Here is a 21,393-nt window from a genome sequence, read left to right as displayed (position 1 = left end):
GGGGCTGCGTCCGGGTCGTCGACCGCGCTCCCCCGCGGCATCGGCAGCCGCCGCGTTTGCTGCGCCGCAATATCGCCCGACATGCGCACTGCGCAAGGGCGGCACCGCATTTGGCGCAGTGGCTGCCGGCCGCGACCGCTCGCAGGTTTCAAACGAATGTCACCAAGCGCGCCTAGGTTGGACCGCGCCGGCACGAGGGGGAGTGACCGGTATCCCGTCCGTTCTGGAGAGTCCCCCGATGTCGCATCTCCCCGATTCCGGTCGCCGCCGCGCCCTGCGTCTGCTGGCCGGCACCTCCCTGCTGCCGCTTGGCAGCCTTTCCTCTGCCGCGTTGGCGAGCGACCCCGCGGCCGCGCGTCTGCCGCCTCCGCCTCCGCCGCGGCCAGGCCGCCCGCCACGGCCGCGCGTGCGCGCGGTCAGCTTCGACGGCATGGAGGCGCCTTCGCTGGCCGAGCCGGCGGCGATGGCCACCACCAGCGTGCGCTCGCATGTCGAGGTGATCCTGCACGATGGCAGCCGCCAGCGGTACGCCCTGGCCTACCGCCCGTTCTTCCTGACCGGCGACCAAGTCCCCGACGGCGCCGGCGGCAGCGTGCTGGCCGGCGGCTACTACGACATCCACAACCGGCCGATCCTGGACCGCTCGGTCCCCGGCAGCGAACGGCCGTTCTTCTCGGATTGTCCCGACGGCTCGTCGCTGCTGACCCTGCCGCACGCGCACGTGCCCGGCGTACGCGGCAATACGGTGTTCGCGGTGGTGCAGTTCGAGTACACCACGCGCGATCTGGCCGGCAACGGCACCTATCGCCAGTTGCCGGCGCCGATCGCGGTGCTGACCCTGGACCAGGACCCGCGCAGCGGCCACCTGCGTCTGGTCAAGTACCACAACGTCGACACCTCGGCGGTGCACGGCCTGTGGACCACCTGCGGCGCCAGCCTCTCGCCCTGGAACACGCACCTGTCCAGCGAGGAATACGAACCCGATGCCGCCAGCATCGCCGGCAACACCCAGTTCCAGCGCTTCAGCGAACACCTCTACGGCGATCCCACGCGCGCCAATCCGTATCACTACGGGCACCTGCCGGAAGTGACCGTGCACGCCGACGGCAGCGGCAGCACCCGCAAGCACTACTGCCTGGGCCGCATCTCGCACGAACTGGTGCAGGTGATGCCGGACCGGCGCACCGTGCTGATGGGCGACGACGCCAGCAACGGCGGCCTGTTCCTGTTCGTCGCCGACCGCGAGTGCGACCTGTCCAGCGGCACTCTGTACGTGGCGAAGTGGCGGCAACGCTCGGCCATCGGCCCCGGCGCGGCCACCCTGGACTGGATCCGCCTGGGCCACGCCAGCAGCGACGAGATCGAAGCGATGGCCGACGTGCTGCGCATCGGCGACATCATGGACGTGGCCACGCGCGATCCGGGCGACCCCGGCTACACCCGCATTCCCTACAGCGGCGGCTTCAACTGGGTGCGGCTGCGCCCGGGCATGGAACAGGCCGCCGCCTTCCTGGAAACCCACCGCTACGCCGCGCTGGTCGGCGGCAGCCTGGGCTTCACCAAGATGGAAGGCACCACGGTCGACACGCGCGATCGCATCGCCTACTCGGCGATGTCCTACATCCAGGGCAGCATGCTCGATGGCTCCGGCGACATCCGCGTGGAAGGCCCGACCGCCGGCGCGATCTATGCGCTGCCATTGCGCGACGGCCAGCGCGACCATCTCGGCCAGCCGATCCGCAGCGAGTGGGTGCCGGTGTCGATGAGCGCCCCGCCCGCGCTGACCGGCCGCGACCTGCCGGCGGCCGACGCGCTGGGCAATCTGGCCGACCCGGAGCGCATCGCCAATCCGGACAACATCAAGTTCTCGCAACGCCTGCGCACACTGTTCATCGGCGAGGACAGCGCCATGCACGTGAACAACTTCCTGTGGGCCTACAACGTCGACACCGGCAAGCTGTCGCGTCTGCTGTCGGTGCCGGCCGGGGCTGAATCCACCGGCCTGCACGCGGTCGACGAGATCCACGGCTGGACCTACGTGATGAGCAACTTCCAGCATCCCGGCGACTGGGAAAGCCCGTTGCACGACAAGGTCAAGGCGCAGCTGGATCCGCTGGTCCGCGCCAACTACAAGGACCGCTACGGCGCCGCGGTGGGCTATCTCACTGGCGACCCGGTCGGATTGCGCCTGGACGAAGTCTGAGCGCAGCGTCCAGCATCACTGACCAATCGCGCGAGCCAGCCAGGCTCGCGCGATCGGAGGCTGCTTCGCTCAGCCCTGCAACCGCCCCAGCACCGCGCGCGTCACCGGGTCGGCGATCTCGGTGGACTGGCCCTGCAGCGCCGGCAGCAACTGGCTCGCCAGCTGCTTGCCCAGTTCCACGCCGAACTGGTCGAAGGCGTTGATGCCCCAGACCACCGACTGCACGTACACGCTGTGCTCGTACATCGCGATCAGCGCGCCCAGCGCCTGCGGGGTCAGCGCGTCGAGCAGGATCAGCGTGCTCGGGCGGCCGCCAGGATAGTCGCGGGCCGGATCGTCGCTGCCCTGCCCGTTCGCCAGCGCTTCGGTCTGCGCCAGCAGGTTGGCCAGCAGCGCCTGGTGGTTGACGGTGTACGGGTCGTCGTTGCGGATGCAGCCGATGAAGTCGGCCGGCACGATGCTGGTGCCCTGGTGCAGCGCCTGGAAGAAGCTGTGCTGCACGTCGGTGCCGGCGCCGCCCCACCACACCGGCACGGTGTCGGCCTCGACCGGGCTGCCGTCCAGACGCACGCGCTTGCCCAGGCTCTCCATCACCAACTGCTGCAGGTAGGCCGGCAGCAGCGCCAGGCGCTGGTCGTAGGTCATCACCGCCTGCGTCGCATAGCCGAGCAGGTTGCGGTTCCACAGCGTGGTCAGGCCATGCAGCACGGCCACGTTGCGCTCCAGCGGCGCGTTCAGGGCGTGGTCGTCGAACTGCGCGGCGCCCTCCAGCAGCTGTTCGAAGGCGTTGGCGCCGATCGCCAGCGCGATCGGGAAGCCCACCGCCGACCACAGCGAATAGCGGCCACCGACCCAGTCCCACATCGGCAGCACGCGGCCGGCGGCGATGTCGAAGGCCTTGGCGGCGCGCTCGGGGTTGGCGCTGACCGCGTACAGGCGCTCGCTGCCGCCCAGCCAGTCGCGCAGGATCTGGCCGTTGAGCAGGGTTTCCTGGGTGCCGAAGGTCTTGGAGATCAGCACGCCGGCGGTACGCGCCGGGTCCAGCGTGGCCAGGGTGCGCTGCATCGCTGCGCCGTCCACGTTGGAGACGAAGTGCACGCGGAAGCGCGCGCCGGTGACCGGACGCAGCGCGTCGGCGACCAGGCGCGGGCCGAGATCGGAGCCGCCGATGCCGACGCTGACGATGTCGGTGACCTCGGTCTGCGCCAGGGCGTCGATCAGCGCGCGCATGCGCTGCTGCACCTCGCGCGCGCTGGCGTGGGCCTGGCTGGCCACCGGTGCGTCGGTGAGGTTGCCGCGCAGCGCGGTGTGCAGCGCGGCGCGGCCTTCGGTGACGTTGACCGTCTCGCCCCGGAACAGACGCTGGAAGGCGCCGGCCAGGTCGTGGTCGGCAGCCAGCGCCAGCAGCGCGTCGAGCGCGGCGCGGTCGTATTTCTGCCGGGCGAAATTGAAGTACAGCGGTCCGACCTGCAACGCCAACGTCTCGGCACGGCCGGGTTCGGCCGCCAGCAGGTCGGGAAGGCGCGCCCCGCGCAGGCGCTGGGCGTGGGAATGCAGTGCGTCGAAACCGGTGGACTGTGTCATGCGGCCTGCTTTGGGATGGTGGTGTTGGTGTGGGTGATTTTGTTGGCGCCGTCCACGTAGACCAGGGTCGGCTGGAAACGCGCGGCTTCCTCTTCGCTCATGCCGGCGAAGGCGGCAATGATGATCAGGTCGCCGACCTGCACGTGGCGCGCGGCGCCGCCGTTGAGCGAGATGATGCCGCTGCCCTCGTCGGCGCGGATCGCGTAGGTGCTGAAGCGCGCGCCGTTGGTGACGTCCCAGATGTGCACCTGCTCGAATTCGCGGATGCCGGTCGCGTCCAGCAGCAGCCCGTCGATGGCGATCGAGCCTTCGTAGTTCAGCTCGGAATGGGTGACGGTGGCGCGGTGGATCTTGGTCTTCAACAGGCTCAGTTGCATGGCACGGGACTGCGGTCAGGAAAGACGCGCAGTTTAGCAGCCGAGGGTTAGGTGGCGGTGGTGAGGGGCGGCCTCAAACCGTCGCAGGAGCGGCTTCAGCCGCGACCGGCGATCACGGGAAAGCCCGGTCGCGGCTGAAGCCGCTGCTACGACGACGGTACCGCGGCCTGCCGCGCTCAGAATTCCAGGTTGTCGATCAGACGGGTGCGGCCCAGGCGCGCGGCGATCAGCGCCACGCGTGGGCCAGCGCCGTCCTGCGGCTCGCTCAGGTCGGGCATGCGCAGCACGCTGTAGTCGACCTCGAAGCCGGCCGCCTGCAGCTGCGCGGTCGCCGCCGCCTCCACCTCGGCGCGCGGGCGCCCGGCCAGGTGGGCCTCGCGCATCGCCAGCAAGGTGCGGTGGATCTGCGTGGCACGCGGCCGCTCCTCGGCCGACAGGTACTGGTTGCGCGAACTCATCGCCAGGCCGTCGGCCTCGCGCACGATGCCGCCGCCCAGGATCTCGATCGGGAACGCCAGGTCGGCGACCATCTGCCGGATCACCGCCAGTTGCTGGTAATCCTTCTTGCCGAACGCGGCCAGGTCCGGCTGCACCTGGTTGAACAGGCGCGCGACCACGGTGCACACGCCATCGAAATGGCCGGGCCGGCAGGCGCCTTCCAGCACCTCGCTGACGCCCGGGGTGTGCATGCGCAGCGCCAGCTCCACGCCCAGCGGATACATGCTCTCCACCGTCGGCAGCCACAGCACGTCGCAACCGGCGCCTTCCAGGCCGCTGGTGTCGGCCTCGGGCGTGCGCGGGTAGCGGGTGAAGTCCTCGTTCGGGCCGAACTGGGTCGGGTTGACGAAGACGCTGGAGACCACGCGGTCGGCGTACTGCCGCGCCAGCATCACCAGCGAGAAATGCCCGGCGTGCAGGTTGCCCATGGTCGGAACGAAGGCCACGCGCAGGCCCTGCCGCTTCCAGCCGGAAACGATGGCGCGCAGTCGCGCCAGGTCGGTGACGGTCTCGATCATTTGGCGTAGGCGTGTTCGGCGTCGGGGAAGGTGCCGGCGCGGACCGCGTCGGCGTAGGCGCGGGCGGCACCGGCGATGGAACCGCCTTCGGCCAGGAAATCCTTGACGAAGCGCGGGCGGCGGTGGCCGCTGTCCAGGCCGAGGAAGTCGTGCATCACCAGCACCTGGCCGTCGCAGTCCGGACCGGCGCCGATGCCGATGGTGGGGATATCGATCTCGGCGGTGATGCGCGCGGCCAGCGGCGACGGCACGCATTCCAGTACCAGCAGCGCGGCGCCGGCCGCGGCGACCGCCTTGGCGTCGGCGAGCAGTTTGGCCGCGGCGGCTTCTTCGCGGCCCTGGATCTTGTAGCCGCCGAAGGTCAGCACCGACTGCGGGGTCAGGCCCAGGTGCGAGCACACCGGGATGTCGCGTTCGCTGAGGAAGCGGATCACCTCCAGCTTGTGCCCGGCGCCCTCCAGCTTGACCATCTCCGCACCGGCCTGCAGCAACCGGGTCGACGCGTCCAAGGCGCGCTCGGGGGTGGCATCGGACTGGAACGGCAGGTCGGCCACCAGCAGCGCGCGCTGCAGCACCCGCGCCACCGCGGCGGTGTGATAGGCGATGTCGTCCACGCTCACCGGCAGGGTCGAGTCGTGGCCCTGCACCACCATGCCCAGCGAATCGCCGATCAGGATCAGATCCACGCCGTTGGCGTCGAAGGTCCGCGCGAAGCCGGCGTCGTAGGCGGTCAGCATCACCAGCTTCTGCTGGCGGCGCTTGGCCTCGGCCAGGGCGGGAACGGTCCAGGGCTTGCTGTCGGCGTGACTGCTCATAAGCTCATGTGCTGCGGTAATGAGCCGAGCATTATCTACCGATTGGCACGATCCCGCCGGTTTCGATGCGGTCGCGTACGTCACGCACCGTTCCATGGCCCGGAATGACCGCGTCGGCGGCGATCTCGGCCAGCGGCAGCAGCACGAACGCACGCTGGTGCAGGAACGGGTGCGGCACCTGCAACCCCGGCAGATCGATCACCGCGTCGGCATACAGCAGCAGGTCCAGGTCCAGCGTACGCGGGCCCCAACGCTCGCCGGGCAGGCGCTGGCGGCCGTGGCGGTGTTCCAGGTCCAGCAGCGCCTGCAGCAGGTCCGGCGCCGACAAGGTGGTGGTCACCAGCGCCGCGGCGTTGATGAAGTCCGGCTGGTCCTCGCGGCCCCAGGCCGGACTGCGGTACAGCTGCGAGGCACGCAGCAGGCGGGTCTGCGGCAGCGTGTCGAGCGCGGCCAGGGCCGCGCGCAGGATCGCCGCGGCGTCGCCAAGGTTGCCGCCCAGGCCGATGCAGGCCTGGACCGGGGCCGGTGTCGCGGCGCTCACTCGACGGGCGTGGCGGCGTCCGGGCGGCGGCGCCGGCGCCGACGGCGCTTGGGGGTCTCTTCGCTGTCGGCCGGCGGCGCGAACGCCAGCTCGTCGCCGGCGTAGTCCACCTCCGGATCGAAGCCGCGCGGCGGCGGCGCGTAGCCGGGCTGCTGCTGCAGTTCGCGCCAGTAGGCGATGTCGGCCGCATGCTCGTCCGACGCGGACTGGCGCACGATCAGGAAATCGAACGCAGCGCGGAAGCGCGGATGCGACAGCGTGCGCACTACCCGCTTGCGCTGGCGCGAGGTGAAGCGCGACTGCAGCAGCCAGATCTCCTGCATCGGCAGCGAGAAACGCCGCGGCAGCGCCACGGTGCTGAGTTGGTGCAAGGTCACCCGGTCGGCGGCGCGGCGTTGCGCCTCCTCCATCTGCATGCCCTGTTTCTGCAGGGTCATCAACGCGCGGCAGTAGGCCGGCCACAGCAGCAGCGCGAACAGGAACGCCGGCGACACCGGCTCGTCGTTGGCGACGCGGTTGTCGGTGTTGCGCAGGCCTTCGATCAGCATCCGCCGCAGCGCGCCGCTGCGGTTGGAGCGCAGCGCCGCCGCGCTCTCCGGGAACAGCGCGGCGAGCAGACCGTGCCGCTCCAGGCCCTCGAAGCTGGCCACGCCATGGCCGGACAGGAACAGCTTGAGCACTTCCTCAAACAACCGTGCCGGCGCGGCCTCGGCCAGCAACCCGGCCAGGCGCGGGATCGGCTCGGCGGTGCCGGCCTCGATCTCGAAATCGAGCTTGGCCGCCAGGCGCACCGCACGCAGCATGCGCACCGGGTCCTCGCGATAGCGCTGCTCGGGGTCGCCGATCAGCTTCATCAACCGCGCCTGCACATCCTCGAAGCCGCCGACATAGTCGCGCACCGAGAAGTCCTCGATGGCGTAGTACAAGGCGTTGCAGGTGAAGTCGCGGCGCACCGCATCGTCCTCGATGCTGCCGTAGACGTTGTCGCGGACCAGGCGGCCGTTGTCCACCTCGCGGTCGCCGCTGCCGTCGTCGACGTTGGCGCGGAAGGTGGCGACCTCGATGATCTCGCGGCCGTAGACCACGTGCGCCAGGCGGAAGCGGCGACCGATCAGGCGGCAGTTGCGGAACAACTGCTTGACCTGCTCGGGGGTGGCGTCGGTGGCGACGTCGAAATCCTTGGGCTGGACCTGGACCAGCAGATCGCGGACCGCGCCGCCGACCAGGTACGCGCCGAAGCCGGCCTCGCGCAGCCGGTACAGCACGCGCAGGGCGTTGGGGCTGATGTCCTTGCGCGAGATGGGATGCTGATCGCGCGGGATCGCGCGCAGGGTGAATGGCGATGGAACTGGCGGATTGATGATGGCGCTTCCGTATCGGGTTGCGGGATTGCCGAAGGGCGGCGAGACCCATATACTAGCGCGCTGCAATCGACGCGACCAAACGCTCCCTTCGTCTAGTGGTTAGGACGTGGCCCTCTCAAGGCTAAAACAGGGGTTCGAGTCCCCTAGGGAGCGCCATCCTCGCCTCGACTGCAGCGCGACACAGCAAAAACCCCGCCTTGGCGGGGTTTTTTGCGTTTCGGCGCCGGCCACGGCCCGACGCGTCTCATTCCTGGTTGCGCGGGTGTCGATCGCCCTCGGCCAGACGGCTGCAGACGCCGGCACGCCGACCCAAGCCTACCCGGAACGCCGAGGCGGCCCGGGCGACGTGCGCGATCCGGCCGGCATCAGTGCGCACATGCGGACCACCCGCAAGCCGGGGTCAGGCCTGCGCCAAGTCAGGGGCGGCCTCCCCGGCCATGACCGCCACCGGCGCCGATGCGGTCTCCGCCACCGCATCGTGCGCATGCAGGCTCTCCAGATGCCGCACCTGTACCTGCACCTCGGCGTAGCGCGCACCCAGCGCCTGTTGCAGGCGGCGCGCGGCGTCCTCCACGTACATCAGGTTCTCGCCGTTGCGGCGCGCGAACGCCTGTTCGTCGGCACGCCGCACCGCCGCCTGCACCGGCGTGGCCAGGGCCTGCTCGGCGAGCGCGATCACGCCCTCCGCGTCGAAGCGCACCGCCCGCGCCGACACGCCGACCCGCACCGAGGCCACGCTGCGCTGGCTATGCGGGGTGGCGTGACTGCCGTGCCGGAGCAGCCAGTCCGCCACCGCCTCCCGCGATAGCGAGGCCTGTTCCGGGTGCTGCTGCACGAAGGCCTCGCTGAGCAGTTGCCGCGCCAGCGCCGCCGAACACGGGCAGGTCGAGGAATACAGCAGATCCACGCCGAGTCCGAGCCGGACCACGCCGCCACGCAGTTCGGCGTCGATCCGCAGCGGATACGCCCGCCATCCAGCCAGCCCCGGGCTGCGCAGTGCCGGGCTGCGACGCAGCAGTTCCAGGCGCAGCGACACCCGCGCCGCGGTCGAGGCGCAGTCGGCATGGCTGTGCACCATCGCCCGCAGCAATTGCGACAGGCGCGACGGCGACAGCGGCTGCTGCGCGCTTTCGTCGAGGAGGCGGTACAGCCGCGACATATGAATGCCCTTGACCTGCGCAGACGGCAGATCGACGGCAAGCGCGGCCTGCGCCGGCACGGGTGTCGCAGGCGCGCCCTCGCCCATGTCCAGACTGATCGGCAGCGCGATGCCGTCCATGCCCACCCAGTTCAGGGGAGCGGCGATCTGCGAAGGTTCGTCGGCAGCGACATCGGGCAATGGCGAGGGGATCTGCAGGTTCATCGGAACGGCGGGAGCGGCAAGGGAGCGAGGGACGGCAAGCAAGGCGGAGTGACAATTGTTATAAAGTAACACAACAAGCGCACACCGATGGGACCATCGATCGCACACCTCAGCCGTTGGGAGTGCCCGGCACCATCGCCGGGAGGACATCAATGAACGTCTGTGGGCTGTGTGGACCTGCTCGCAAGGATTCGCCCGGACCCTCATCCGCACCCGCGGCGCACCTTCCCCCGAAAAGGGGGCATGGTCCCGGCGGGAGAAGGGAAAGTCCAAAGCCCCTCTCCCACCGGGAGAGGGGTTGGGGTGAGGGTACGACACGCGCAGCGCCACCACCGATCCGGCAATACCTTCAGCCGCTCGGCTACAGACACACCGATCCAGAGACGGCACGCGCGCCGCACCGCGTGCGCCTCAGCCTCAGCCCTGCATCTGTTCCAGTTCCTTGCCCTTGGTCTCGTACACGTAGCGCAGCACGAAGAACACCGACAGGAACGCGGCGACGGTGTAGATGCCGTAGGCGCCGGCCAGGCCGATGCTGCCGAGCAGGACCGGGAAGGTCACGGTGATGGCGAAGTTGGACATCCACTGCGCCGCACCGGCCACCGCCAGGCCGGAACCGCGGATCTGGTTGGGGAACATCTCGCCCAGCATCACCCACATCACCGGGCCCCAGGACATGTTGAAGAAGACCACGTAGACGTTGGCGGCGATCAACGCCAGCCGGCCCATGCCCGGCGACAGCGCCAGCTTGCCGGCCGCATCCAGCGAGGCGCTGGCGAAGGCGATGGTGACCAGGGCCAGCGACACCGCCATGCCGGCCGAGCCGATCCACAACAGCGGCTTGCGCCCGACCCGGTCGATCAACACCACGGTGATCAGGCAGGCACCGATGCTCAACGCACCGGACAGCACGTTGATCAACAACGCATCGCTCTCGGAGAAACCCACCGCCTGCCACAGCACCGCGCCGTAGTAGAACACCACGTTGATGCCGACCAGTTGCTGGAAGGTGGCCAGGCCGATGCCGATCCACACGATCGGGCGGATCTTGCCGGTGACCTTGCTGACCAGGTCCGACAGCCGCGGCGTGTGCTGGTCGGCCGACAGCGAGGCGGAGATTTCGGTCAGCTTGGTCTGCGCCGTGTTGGCGCCGTACAGCCGGGTCAGCACCGCCAGCGCCTGCTCGCGGCGGCCCTGCACCACCAGGAAGCGCGGGCTCTCCGGAATCGCCAGCAACAGCAGCAGGAACGCGGTGGACGGCAGCGCCTGCATCCAGAACATCCAGCGCCAGGCCGGCTGCCCCAGCCACAGCGCCTCGGTGGACGCGCCGGCGGCCTTGGCCAGCAGATAGTTGCTGAGGAAGGCGCAGAACAGCCCGCCGATGATGGCGATCTGCTGCACCGTGGCCAGGCGCCCGCGGTAGCGCGCCGAGGCGACCTCGGCGATGTAGGCCGGCGACATCACGCTGGCCGCGCCCACCGCGAAACCGCCCATCATCCGCGCCAGCACGAACACCGCCGAGTTGTGCGCCGCGCCGGCGCCCAACGCCGACAGCAGGAACAGCGCCGCCGAGACGATCAGCACCGTGCGCCGGCCCCAGCGGTCGGCGAGCGAGCCGGCCAGGAACGCGCCGATCGCGCAGCCCAGCAGCATCGAGGCGACCTCGAAGCCAGTGCCGGCGGAACTGGACTGGAAGGTCTGCTTGAGGCCATCGACGGTACCGTTGATGACGCCGCTGTCGAAGCCGAACAGGAAGCCGCCGATGGTGGCGACGCAGCTGATCAGGATGATGAGGCGGGTGTTCTCGCCGGCATCGGCATGGCGATCGATCGGAACACTGGACATGGGTTCACCTGGTGGCGTGCAAGAGGGAGACGGCCGGCGCGCGGGAAGAAGCGTGCGCGGCGGCGGCACCGGGCCGCCGCCGCGCACCGGTTCAGCGCAGCAGGTACTGGTTGATCAGGTTCTCGTAGGCTTCCTGGCGGCCGCTGCGCTGGGTCGGCTCGCCGGCCTGCGCGGCGTGCGCGGCCAGGTCGGCCAGCGTGCTCGTGCCGGCGGCGAAGGCCGCGCCGGCACCGCTGTCGAAGCTGGCGTAGCGCTCGCGGCGCCACTGCTCCAGCGGCGAGGCGGTGAGCAACGCGTGGGCGACTTCGAGGCCGCGCGCGAACGCGTCCATGCCGCCGATGTGGGCGATGAACAGGTCCTGCGGATCGGACGACTCGCGGCGCACCTTGGCGTCGAAGTTGAGCCCGCCCGGGGCCAGCCCGCCCTGCCGCAGCACCACCAGCATCGCGCCCACGGTGTCGTAGAGATCGACCGGGAACTGGTCGGTGTCCCAGCCGTTCTGCGGATTGCCGCGGTTGGCGTCGATGCTGCCGAGCAGGCCGGCGTCGCTGGCCACCTGCAGGTCGTGCTCGAAGCTGTGCCCGGACAGGGTGGCGTGGTTGGCCTCGATGTTGAGCTTGAAATCCTTGTCCAGCCCATGCTGGCGCAGGAAACCGACCACGGTGGCGCTGTCGAAGTCGTACTGGTGCTTCATCGGCTCCATCGGCTTGGGCTCGATCAGGAAATTGCCCTTGAAGCCGATGCTGCGCCCGTAATCGCGGGCCAGGGTCAGGAATCGCGCCAGATGCTCCTGCTCGCGCCGCATCTGCGTGTTGTGCAGGCAGGCGTAGCCTTCGCGGCCGCCCCAGAACACGTAGTTCTCGCCGCCCAGTTCCACCGTCGCCTCCAGCGCCGCCTTGACCTGCACCGCCGCACGCGCGACCACGTCGAAGTCCGGGTTGGTCGCCGCGCCGTTCATGTAGCGCGGGTGCGAGAACAGGTTGGCGGTGCCCCACAGCAGCTTGACCCCGGTGTCGGCCTGGCGCTGCCTGGCGATGCCGACCATGTGCTTGAGGTTCTTTTCGTACTGGCCGATGTCCTCGGCGTCCGGCGCCAGGTCCACGTCGTGGAAGCAGTAGTACGGCACGCCGAGCTTGGTGAAGAACTCGAACGCCGCATCGGCCTTGGCCTCGGCGCGGCCCAGCGCATCGCTGCCGGCATCCCAGGGATAGGCCCGCGTGCCCGGGCCGAACGGATCGGCGCCGTTGCCGCAGAAGCTGTGCCAGTAGGCCACGGCGAAGCGCAGGTGCTCGGCCATGGTCTTGTCGCCGATGCGCTTGCCGGCGTCGTAGACCTTGAACGCCAGCGGGTTGTCCGAGGCCTTGCCTTCGAACGGGATGCGGCCGATGCCCGGGAAAAATTCCTTGGCGCCGGTGTAGACGGAAGTGCTCATCACGAAGTCCTGGTGCGTTGCGGGGGAAAGGGAATCACGCGGCGTACAGCGGGCCGATGGCCTGCAGATGCCGCTGGAAGCTCTGGTAGTGCGCCTGGTACTGCGCGCCGCGCTGCGCATCCGGCTGCGCGGAGCGCGTCGCATCGTCCTGCTGGTGCTGCAGCACCACCTCGGCCAGGCTGGCGCGGTCGCCCTGCGCCCAGCCGTCGGCCCACAGCGCCTGCAGCGCGGCGCCGAATGCCGCGCCCTCGGCCTGCGCCGGCACGTGCACCGGAAGCCCGAACAAGTCGGCGATGAGCTGGCGCCAGCCGGCGCTGTTGCTGCCGCCGCCGGTGAGGGAGATGGCATCGAACTGCAGGCCGGCGTCGACGAAGGCGTCGAAACCGTTGCGCAGGCTGTAGCTGGCGCCCTCCATCGCCGCGCGATAGAAATGCGCCGGCGTCGTGTTGTGCAGGTCCATGCCGGTCAGGCAGCCGCGTGCGGCCGGCAAGTTCGGGGTGCGTTCGCCGTTGAAGAATGGCAGCAGCACCAATCCGTCCGCACCGGGCGCGGTGGCGGCGAGCAACGCCTCGCCCTGCCCGGTTTTGATGCCGAACAGACGCGCGATGGTCTCGGTGGCGACCGTGCAGTTCATGGTGCAGATCAGCGGCAACCAGCCGCCGCTGGAGGAGCAGAACGCGGCCCAGCGTGCGTCCGGGTCGACCACCGGGCGCTCGGCGTAGGCGAACAGCGTGCCGGAGGTACCCAGGCTCATGCTCAGGCGTCCCGGCACCACGTTGCCGGTGCCGATCGCCGCCATCATGTTGTCGCCACCGCCGGTGGCCACGCGGACCTCGCGCGGCAGGCCCAGCGTCTGCGCCGCCGCGGCGGACAGGACGAAACTGGTCTCGGTCGGCACCAGCGGCGGCAGCGCCGCGGCCAGGTCGCGCTGCGGATCGATCGCCTGCAGCAGCGGCGCCGACCATTGCCGGGTGCGCACGTCCAGCCAGCCGCTGCCGGATGCGTCGCCGACTTCGGCATAGCGCTCGCCGGTGAGCCAGAAGTTGACGTAGTCGTGCGGCAGCAGCACTGTCGTCATCGCCGCGTAGGCGTCGGGACGATGCTTGCGCGTCCATGGCAGCTTGGAGGCGGTGTAGCCGGCCAGGATCGGATTGCCGGCCAGTTCTACGCAGCGCTGCGCGCCGCCGACCGCCTCCATGATCTCCTCGCACTCGCGCTGGGTGCTGGTGTCGCACCACAGCTTCACCGGCGCGGTGACTTGGCCCTGGGCGTCGAGCGGCACGAAGCCGTGCTGCTGCCCGGACACCGCGATGGCCCGCACCTGCGCCCGCTGTTCGGCGCTGAGTGCGGCGAAGCAGGCGACGATGCCGTCGATCCACCACTGCGCCTGCTGCTCGCGGGTGCCGTCGTCGCGGCTGATCAGGTCCAGCGCGTGGCCGTGGGTGGCCACCACCTGCCGGCTGTCGGCATCGTAGGCGAGCAGCTTGACGCTCTGCGTGCCCACGTCCAGGCCGATGTACAGACTCATTGCCCTACCCGCCACATCGTGCACACACCCAGTTCCATCATCGCTCCAGAAGAAAGGCCGGCGTGCGGGGACCACCCGCCGTGTCGCCGAGTGTAGTGCGCACCGCACGCATCACGCAGCGAAGCATGATGACGCTGAGTGCCGCGCGCTGCCAGCGCGACCCAGGCGATGGCGTACGCACGCACCGGACCCAGCCACCCTGCAGCCAATTCACGGTCAACGCATGCAGAAGCGGGACAAGGATCGAGCCAACGGATGTCACTGCGCGCATTGATGGCCCGTCGCATCCGCGACACGATGGCGACTGGCGCGGTCTCGCCTCTGCGCAGGCTGTGTCTACACACGGCGCCATCTTGATGCGCTGCATCAAACCTGCGCGCAAGGCGGGAGCATGTTGCGGCGGAGCGCGTTCGATGCATCCCTTCTCCCCGCGGACCATGGTCCTCTTCGGGGGAAGTACCCCAGGGAGCGGATGAAGCGCTGCGCTCCGTACCCTCACCCCAACCCCTCTCCCGAGGGGAGAGGGGCTAAAGCGCGCCGCTGCCGCTTCTTTGCCGTCATCTGGGTCGTACCGTCGCTTGCGAACTCGCCTTCCTTCTCCCGTCGGGAGAAGGTGCCCCGCAGGGGCGTATGAGGGTACGGGCGTAGCGCGCATGTTTTGCTGCATCGCGCCCCAGTCGGCACGCCACGACCGCCAGCATGCGGCAACCGACGTTGGCAGCATCTCGCCTCCCGCCAGACTCATCCGGCCCGCGCCGCGACGGCATGGCCGGTCCGCTTGCGCGGTACCTCCAGGGGCTGGCCGCGATACTCGACGCTGGCGTCGGCCGCGGGTTCGAGCACGCCGGCATCGTCGCGCGGGCCATCGACAAAGCGCACATGGATGGTGCGCCGGTCCTGCATGCCCGGCCAGCGCCCCTCGCGCGCGCCGATGCGCAGCACGCCCCTGGCCTGGTCCCACTGCAGCGGGATACGGCTGAACTCGCCCTGCTCGTAGCCGTAGCCGGTGCCGTCGTCCTCGTACAGCGAGAAGCGACCGTCGGCGCCGGTATAGACCACCACGGTCAGCGGTGCGTCCGGGATCTGGTCGACGTACTGCTGCACTTGGGTCATCGGCACGATGGCGCCGGCGCGCACGAACAGCGGCATGCGCTGCAGCGGCGCGGCGGCGTCGATGGTCTGGCCGCCGGCGTGGCGCGCGCCACTGTTGAAGTCGATCCAGCTGGTGCCCGCCGGCAGGTAGACCTTGCGCGAGGTCGCGCCGAAGCGGGTCACCGGCGCCACCAGGAACGCCGGGCCGAACAGGTACTCGTCGTCGATGTCGGCGACCTTGGGGTCGTGCGGGAAGTCCATCGGCAGGCCGCGCATCATCACCCCGTCGTGGTGATAGGTGTCGCCGGCGAGCGTGTAGATGTAGGGCAGCAGCGCGTAGCGCAGGCGGCTGTAGTAGGCCATGCTGGCGTAGTACGGCGTGCCTTCCGGCGCGATGTTCCAGATCTCGCGGTACGGAAACTGGCCGTGCGAACGGAACAGCGGCACGAAGGCGCCGAACTGGAACCAGCGCGTGTTGAGTTCGCGCCACTCGGGCAGGTGCGCCGGGTCCTGGCGTTCGTAGCGCTTCTCCACGGCGAAGCCGCCGATGTCGAAGGTCCAGTTCGGCAGGCCCGACATCGACAGGTTGACGCCGGCGGAGATCTGCTCGCGCATGTCCTCCCAGCGCGAGGCGATGTCGCCGCTCCACACCGCCACGGCGTTGCGCTGGATGCCGGCGTAGCCCTTGCGCGAGAGGATGAACACGCGCTTGCCATCGGCGGCGCGATCGCCGGCGTAGACGCCGTGGGTGTGCGGCAACGGATAGGCATTGAAGAACTCGGTGGACGGCCCCAGCGCGGTCGGGGTGGTGCGCGCCTTGCGCTCGGCGATGTCCAGGTTGGAGTGCACGTCGGGTTCGTCGGCATCCAGCCACCAGGCATCGATGCCCTTGCGGTTGAGTTTTTCGTCGATCTGCCGCCAGTAGATCGCCTGCGCGTCGGCCGCGTACGGATCGTAGAAGGCGTTGGTGTAGCCCTTGCCGATCCAGTCCAGCTCGCCCACCTCGACGTTGCGCCGGTAGATGTGCCCGGCCGCGTCCAGTTCCTTGTAGTGGTCCGTGCTCGGGTAGAACTTCGGCCAGACCGAGATCATCAGCTGCGCGTGGCTGGCGTGCACCGTGTTGACCATGCCGTCCGGGTCGGGAAAGCGCGCGCGGTCGAAGGCGTGCGAGCCCCAGGCGTTCTCGGGCCAGTACGACCAGTCGAGCACGATGTTGTCGATGGGCAATTGCCGACGACGGTACTCGGCCAGCGCGCCGAGCAGCTCGTCCTGGGTCTTGTAGCGCTCGCGGCTCTGCCAGAAGCCGTAGGCCCACTTCGGCAGCAACACGGCCTTGCCGGTCAGCGTGCGGTAGCCGGCGATGACCTGGTCGGCGTTGTCGCCGGCGACGACGTAGTAGTCGATCATCTGCCCGGCTTCCGACCACAGCGACAGGTCGCCGGCTTCGGCCGCCGGCAGCGGGTCGCGATGCAGCAGTGCGATGTAGCTCGGGTCGATCAGATCCCACTCAACCTTCAGCGTATGCCGCTGGCCAGGCTGCAGCTGCAACGCGAACTCGTGGTGCCAGGGGTTCCAGTTCTGTCGCCAGCGGTCGACGAGCAGCTTGCCGTCGACCCATAGCCTAGAGTACTCACTGGCATACAGCGAAAAAGTATGCGTGCCGCCGCGTTCGGCCTCGATCTGGCCTTCCCAGCGCACCTGCATGCGGCGCTTGTCGCCGGGCTTGGCCGCGGCGGGGAATTTCGCCAGGTCCTTGATGTACTGATAGCCGATGTCGGCTTCGCGACGCTCCAGCACCGGCTTGCCGTCGATCGCGTAATGCGCGGTCAGCGCACCGGGCTTGCCGTGCGCGTCGTACAGGCGCAGCGTCGCCGGCAGCGGCTGCAGCCCGCGCGGATCGCCGAAGCGGGTGATCGCGTTGTTGTCCCACAGGATCCCGTAGTTGCGGCTGGACACGAGGTACGGCACCGCCATGTCGAGATTGCTCTGCAGCAGTTCGATATCGTGGCCCTTCTGGTTCATCCAGCCCTGCTGGTGCTGGCCGAACCCGTAAAAGGCCTCGTCGGGCGGCGAGACGAAGCGCTGGCGCAGGCTCAGATAGTGGCGGCCCTCGACCTGCAACGGCGCGAAGCTGCGCCCGCCCGCCACTTCCGCCAGCAGCGGCGTGCCCTGCGCATCGGTGAAGCCGACATGGCCGTCGACGGTGGACACCTGCGCGGTCATCCGCGCGGTCTTGAGCTGCACCGTGTCGCCGCGCTGCTCCAGCGTAAAGCCGGTGTCGCCCTGCACCGGCACCCGCATCAGGCTCGGTGTGCGCTGAAACGCGCCGGTGGGATCGGCGCTGACCCGGACGATGCCGCGGTCGATCACCTGCAGGCGTACCGGCGCCGCGCCCCTGGCGCTGGGATGCACGGTGACGCCCTCGGCATCGCGGGTCACCTGCTGCGCGGCGGCGGACGCGGCGACCGCGAGCAACGCCAGCGCCAACAGGCGTGGCAACGAAGGCGGCAGGCAACGGTTGGCGTGGTGCATGGTCACTCCCTTGGAAAGTCACGCGGCATGGCGCGTCTGGCGCCGCCGCATGGTCAATAAGTCGCCAGGGTGACGCGCAGCAACTGCGGCACGTCGGAGAAGTTGAGCCCGTAATCGGTCTGGTCGCCGTTCCAGTTGCGCCGGAAGCGCCATTGCTCGCCGTCGTACACGCCCTCTTCGACCCGGTCGTAGAGCATGTTGGCGGTCGCGGCGCTGGCCGGATGCAGGGTCACCCGCGCGTGCTGGGCGGTGATCAGGAAGGTGTCCGGGCCGAGTTCGGCGATCAGCGCCGCACCGATCGGCGCGGGATTGCCGGGCGGCTCGCCCTGGAACCAGAACTGCGGCACGCCATAGGTGACGGTGGCGCTCCAGCGCGCGTTGAGCGGCAGCTCGTGCACCGCCTGGCCCGGTGCCTCGGCGGTGCCGTGCAGCTTGCCGGCGGCCGCGGCGCGGGCGAACGCGCGCATGCCCATGCCCACCGCGCGATAGCCCAGCGCGAACGGCGCCAGTGCCTGTGCGTCCACGCGCTTGGCGCCGAGCGGATCGTTGGAGTAGCCGCTGTAGTCGATGCCGAAGGTCGACCAGCCGATGCCGTCGTGGCCCAGCGCCGGAAACAGGTAGCGCGCGTACTCGGGGCGGTTGCCGGTCTCGGCGACGAACAGCGCGTTGTCGGGGCGTGCGTAGCGCTGCAGCACCGTGGTGTACAGCGGGTACTCGGGCATGTAGATGTCCGGCGCCAGCAGGTCGATGTGCGGCGCCGCCGCCTTCCACACGTCGAGCACGTTGTCGGTGGGGCCGCCGCTGGCGTACTGCCCGGGCTGGCCCGGATTGAACGGGCCGCGCAACGCCGCATTGACGTAGATCGGCAAGGGATACGCGGCCTTGCCGGCCTCGGCGATACGGTCGATGAAGTGCGCGATGTGCCACGCATGGAAGATCTCGTCGGCATCGGCGCCGAACACCTGCGCCCAGCTGCCCGGCGGCTTGCCGAGCCGCTGCAGCAACGCCTGCGGCACCGGGCCGTCGAACACGCGCTGCGCCATCGGCGAGAAGTCGCGCGCACTACCGTAGGTGCCCGGCTCGTTCTCGGCCTGCACCATGATCACGGTGCGCTGAGGGTCGGCCTGGCGCAGATGCCGCATGAAGGCGACGAACGCTTTGCGATCGGCCTCCAGCGTGGCTGGCGCCAGCGGCGACAGCGAATCCAGGCGCCGTCCGTCGCGCGCGACCACGCGCGGGAAGCGCGCATCGTCGGTCTTGACCCAGTGCGGCGCGTAGTTGGGGCCGTTGTTCTTCCAGGTGCCGAACCACAGCAGCACCAGCCGCACCCGCTGCGTGCGCGCCTGCGCCAAAAGAGTGTCGACGAAGGAGAAATCGAAGCGACCCTCTTCCGGTTCCACCTGTTCCCAGGCGATCGGCACCTGCACGGTGTTCGGCCCCATCGCGTGGATCGCCGGCCACACCTGCGCCAGCGCCGCCGGATAGTTGCTGGAGTTGTTGACCTGCGCGCCGAGCATCAGGAACGGTGCGCCGTCGACCAACAAGGCATGCCGACCGTCGCTGCTCACCAGGCGCGGGATCGGTGCCTGGGTCGGCGCCGATGTCGCGGCAGCGGGCGTGTGCGCACCAACCGACGGTGCATCCGGCGCGGCCTGGCAGCCGCTCAGCAGCAGCGACAGCAGGACAGGCAGCCGCCATGCGGTGCGCAACGCGCGCGACGGCGATCCGATTCTCCGCACGTGGCCGGCGCCCAGCCTCACCAGTCGTCGCTGCGGAACGGGCCCACCGGCAACTGCTCGCGGTTGACCAGGTTGGCGTCCTCGGGGTTTTCGCTCCAGGCGTAGCGCAGCGCCTGCGGCTGCGGCACCGCATCGCTGCGGACCACCACCTGGTCGCCCTCGATGCGTGCCTGCGCCGGATGGAAGCGCCGATCGGCACCGGCCAGGGCGAAGCCGTGCACCACGCTGCCGCCGCCGCGCACCGCCAGGGTGCTGCCCATCAGGTCGAACATCACCCGCGCCTGGCCATCGGCGAACATGGCGCGCGCGAACACCGGCGCGCTGTAGACCAGGGTTTCGCCGTAGGCGACGTGGCGTGCGACCAGCGCCAGGCGATGGCCGACATCCTGCTTGTTGGGGGGATGGATGTTGTCCGGCGTGCCGATGTCGATGGTCACCGCCTGCCCGGTGGCCGGCAGCGCCAGCGTCCTGGTCTGCGATTCGCGCAGTTGCGCCCACGGACTCAGGTCGCCCTGGTCGTTGCCGGCCTTCCAGTTGGCCAGTTGCACCCACAGGAACGGCAGCTGGGGCTGTGCGCGCTCCTGCCGCCAGCGCCCGATCAGCGACGCGAACTGCTCGCGGTAGCGCAGCGCACCATACGGGTAGGCGTTGCTCTCGCCCTGGTACCAGATCACGCCCTTGACCGGGAACGGCTGCAAGGGATGGATCATCGCGTTGTACAGCAGCGTCGGCACCTGGTTCTTGTCGTCGTTGGCGGCCAGCGTGACCTTGGCCGGGCGGAACCGCCAGTCGCCGGCCAGCGAGCGCGGCTGGCCGCCGTCGGGCTGCACGAAGAACGCCGCCGCATCGCCGGGAATGCCGCCGAAGCCGCCGGTATCCAGGATGCGGATCGCGATGTGGTTGACGCCGGCGCGCAGCGCTGCCGGCGGCACGCGGTAGCGGCGCGGTTCGGTGTAGCGCCCTTCGGTATGGCCGACCTCCACGCCATTGACGTAGGTGGTGTCGGCATCGTCCGCCGGGCCGATGCCCACGAAGGCGCCGGCCTTGGCTTCGGCTGCACTGAGGGTGAAAGTGCTGCGATACCAGGCGACGCCGTCCATGCCGACGTAGCCATGCTGTTCCCACAGCCCCGGCAGCGGCTGGCGGTCCCAGTCGCGGTCGTCCAGATCGGCAGCGGCCCAGCCGGCATCCGCATCCGCGGTGGTCGGCTGTGGCCAGCGCGCCAGGCGCCGCCGGGTCTCGCCAAGGTCCTGTGCGTCCTTGGCCTGCATCTGCGCGATGCGCGTACGTACCTGCGCCGCGTCCACGCCCGGCGAGGCCGCGTCCATCCAGGCCTCGATCGCGCTGCCACCCCAGGTGCTGTCGATGATGCCGATCGGCACGCCGGTGTGCTGGCGCAGGTCGCGCGCGAAGAAATACGCCACCGCCGAGAATGCGCCGGCGGTGGCGGGCGTGGCCGCAACCCAACTGCCGCCGGGCAGCCGCGGCTGCGGCTGCGCCGACCAGGCCTTGGGCACCTTGAAGTCGCGCAGTTGCGGATCCGTCGCCGCCGCCACTTCGCGCGCGCCGTCGCGCGCCTGCGCCAGCGGCCACTCCATGTTGGACTGGCCGCTGGCCAGCCACACGTCGCCGATCAGCACGTCGCCGATACGGCGCTGGCTGCCGTCGCCCTGCACCTCCAGCACGTACGGGCCACCGGCCGCATGCGCCGGCAACTGCAGTTGCCAGCGGCCATCGCGGCCTGCGACCGCACTGGCGCTGGCACCGTCCAGGCGCGCCTGGATGCGTGCGCCAGGCGTGGCCCAGCCCCAGACCGGAATCGGTGCATCGCGCTGCAGGACGGCGCCGTCGGCGAACAGCAACGGCAGTTGCAGTTCCGCCGCGGCCGGCCATGACGCGAACGCCAGCGCCAGCAGCGCCAGGCGAACGGTGGGATGCAGCGGTCTTGCCATGAGCGGTTCC

The 21,393-nt window shown here is 69.8% G+C and carries 14 protein-coding genes and 1 tRNA gene; 2 read left to right on the top strand and 13 right to left on the bottom strand.

Annotated features, from left to right (window positions below; all coding sequences use genetic code 11):
* Positions 1–238: 238 nt before the first annotated feature.
* The gene (locus SLW52_RS18770; RefSeq protein ID WP_320740924.1) at positions 239–2,203 is read left to right on the top strand and encodes an alkaline phosphatase PhoX; all 1,965 of its coding nucleotides are present in this window, start codon (positions 239–241) and stop codon (positions 2,201–2,203) included.
* 69 nt (positions 2,204–2,272) lie between these two features.
* Here SLW52_RS18770 and pgi read toward each other — a convergent pair whose 3' ends face one another.
* From pgi to pcnB, 6 genes are all read right to left on the bottom strand, one after another.
* Positions 2,273–3,787, bottom strand: coding sequence for a glucose-6-phosphate isomerase (pgi, locus tag SLW52_RS18765; protein ID WP_320740925.1), 1,515 nt, complete (start codon positions 3,785–3,787; stop codon positions 2,273–2,275).
* Positions 3,784–4,164: an aspartate 1-decarboxylase gene (panD, locus tag SLW52_RS18760; protein ID WP_017909999.1), complete on the bottom strand. Its 381-nt coding sequence runs from the start codon at positions 4,162–4,164 to the stop codon at positions 3,784–3,786. The genes pgi and panD overlap by 4 nt, the downstream gene beginning before the upstream one ends.
* A gap of 176 nt (positions 4,165–4,340) precedes the next feature.
* Positions 4,341–5,180 (bottom strand): pantoate--beta-alanine ligase, encoded by an 840-nt coding sequence (panC, locus tag SLW52_RS18755; RefSeq protein WP_267084337.1) that lies wholly within the window; start codon positions 5,178–5,180, stop codon positions 4,341–4,343.
* On the bottom strand, positions 5,177–5,995 hold the full coding sequence (panB, locus tag SLW52_RS18750) for a 3-methyl-2-oxobutanoate hydroxymethyltransferase (RefSeq protein ID WP_017916971.1): 819 nt from the start codon (positions 5,993–5,995) through the stop codon (positions 5,177–5,179). The genes panC and panB overlap by 4 nt, the downstream gene beginning before the upstream one ends.
* 31 nt (positions 5,996–6,026) lie before the next feature.
* Positions 6,027–6,536 (bottom strand): 2-amino-4-hydroxy-6-hydroxymethyldihydropteridine diphosphokinase, encoded by a 510-nt coding sequence (folK, locus tag SLW52_RS18745; RefSeq protein ID WP_320740926.1) that lies wholly within the window; start codon positions 6,534–6,536, stop codon positions 6,027–6,029.
* On the bottom strand, positions 6,533–7,951 hold the full coding sequence (gene pcnB / locus SLW52_RS18740) for a polynucleotide adenylyltransferase PcnB (protein ID WP_026143854.1): 1,419 nt from the start codon (positions 7,949–7,951) through the stop codon (positions 6,533–6,535). Before pcnB ends, folK begins: the two co-directional genes overlap by 4 nt.
* Positions 7,952–7,981: 30 nt before the next feature.
* On the opposite strand from pcnB, the gene SLW52_RS18735 reads away from it, so the two are divergent.
* Positions 7,982–8,056: transfer RNA gene (locus SLW52_RS18735), tRNA-Glu, on the top strand.
* 244 nt (positions 8,057–8,300) lie between these two features.
* Here SLW52_RS18735 and folE2 read toward each other — a convergent pair.
* The 7 genes from folE2 to SLW52_RS18700 all read right to left on the bottom strand — a co-directional run bounded on the left by folE2 (position 8,301) and on the right by SLW52_RS18700 (position 21,383).
* Positions 8,301–9,251, bottom strand: coding sequence for a GTP cyclohydrolase FolE2 (gene folE2 / locus SLW52_RS18730; RefSeq protein WP_193314158.1), 951 nt, complete (start codon positions 9,249–9,251; stop codon positions 8,301–8,303).
* 429 nt (positions 9,252–9,680) lie between these two features.
* The gene (locus tag SLW52_RS18725) at positions 9,681–11,108 is read right to left on the bottom strand and encodes a sugar porter family MFS transporter (protein ID WP_043091887.1); all 1,428 of its coding nucleotides are present in this window, start codon (positions 11,106–11,108) and stop codon (positions 9,681–9,683) included.
* Between the two features lie 91 nt (positions 11,109–11,199).
* Positions 11,200–12,540 (bottom strand): xylose isomerase, encoded by a 1,341-nt coding sequence (xylA, locus tag SLW52_RS18720; protein WP_320740927.1) that lies wholly within the window; start codon positions 12,538–12,540, stop codon positions 11,200–11,202.
* Positions 12,541–12,574: 34 nt separating this feature from the next.
* Positions 12,575–14,068: a xylulokinase gene (xylB, locus tag SLW52_RS18715; protein ID WP_267084333.1), complete on the bottom strand. Its 1,494-nt coding sequence runs from the start codon at positions 14,066–14,068 to the stop codon at positions 12,575–12,577.
* Positions 14,069–14,809: 741 nt separating this feature from the next.
* Positions 14,810–17,692 (bottom strand): TIM-barrel domain-containing protein, encoded by a 2,883-nt coding sequence (locus tag SLW52_RS18710; RefSeq protein WP_320740928.1) that lies wholly within the window; start codon positions 17,690–17,692, stop codon positions 14,810–14,812.
* Positions 17,693–17,745: 53 nt separating this feature from the next.
* Positions 17,746–19,401 carry a DUF5597 domain-containing protein gene (locus SLW52_RS18705; RefSeq protein WP_320740929.1) on the bottom strand — a complete coding sequence of 552 codons (1,656 nt, stop codon included), beginning with the start codon at positions 19,399–19,401 and terminating at the stop codon, positions 17,746–17,748.
* A 47-nt stretch (positions 19,402–19,448) separates the two neighbouring features.
* Positions 19,449–21,383: a sialate O-acetylesterase gene (locus SLW52_RS18700; protein WP_320740930.1), complete on the bottom strand. Its 1,935-nt coding sequence runs from the start codon at positions 21,381–21,383 to the stop codon at positions 19,449–19,451.
* Positions 21,384–21,393 lie beyond the last annotated feature (10 nt).

This window comes from Xanthomonas sp. LF02-5 (genome assembly GCF_034105325.1).
Lineage (GTDB): Bacteria > Pseudomonadota > Gammaproteobacteria > Xanthomonadales > Xanthomonadaceae > Xanthomonas_A > Xanthomonas_A sontii.
The sequence above is the reverse complement of the archived record's forward strand: the minus strand, read 5'-3'. Positions and strand labels throughout refer to the sequence as shown.

Excerpts from the sequence above, each read along its gene's own strand:
- SLW52_RS18725 (WP_043091887.1), bottom strand. The coding sequence starts at position 11,108 with ATGTCCAGTGTTCCGATCGATCGCCATGCCGATGCCGGCGAGAACACC.
- xylA (WP_320740927.1), bottom strand. The coding sequence starts at position 12,540 with ATGAGCACTTCCGTCTACACCGGCGCCAAGGAATTTTTCCCGGGCATC.
- panD (WP_017909999.1), bottom strand. The coding sequence starts at position 4,164 with ATGCAACTGAGCCTGTTGAAGACCAAGATCCACCGCGCCACCGTCACC.
- panC (WP_267084337.1), bottom strand. The coding sequence starts at position 5,180 with ATGATCGAGACCGTCACCGACCTGGCGCGACTGCGCGCCATCGTTTCC.
- xylB (WP_267084333.1), bottom strand. The coding sequence starts at position 14,068 with ATGAGTCTGTACATCGGCCTGGACGTGGGCACGCAGAGCGTCAAGCTG.
- SLW52_RS18770 (WP_320740924.1), top strand. The coding sequence starts at position 239 with ATGTCGCATCTCCCCGATTCCGGTCGCCGCCGCGCCCTGCGTCTGCTG.
- panB (WP_017916971.1), bottom strand. The coding sequence starts at position 5,995 with ATGAGCAGTCACGCCGACAGCAAGCCCTGGACCGTTCCCGCCCTGGCC.
- SLW52_RS18700 (WP_320740930.1), bottom strand. The coding sequence starts at position 21,383 with ATGGCAAGACCGCTGCATCCCACCGTTCGCCTGGCGCTGCTGGCGCTG.
- pgi (WP_320740925.1), bottom strand. The coding sequence starts at position 3,787 with ATGACACAGTCCACCGGTTTCGACGCACTGCATTCCCACGCCCAGCGC.
- SLW52_RS18710 (WP_320740928.1), bottom strand. The coding sequence starts at position 17,692 with ATGCACCACGCCAACCGTTGCCTGCCGCCTTCGTTGCCACGCCTGTTG.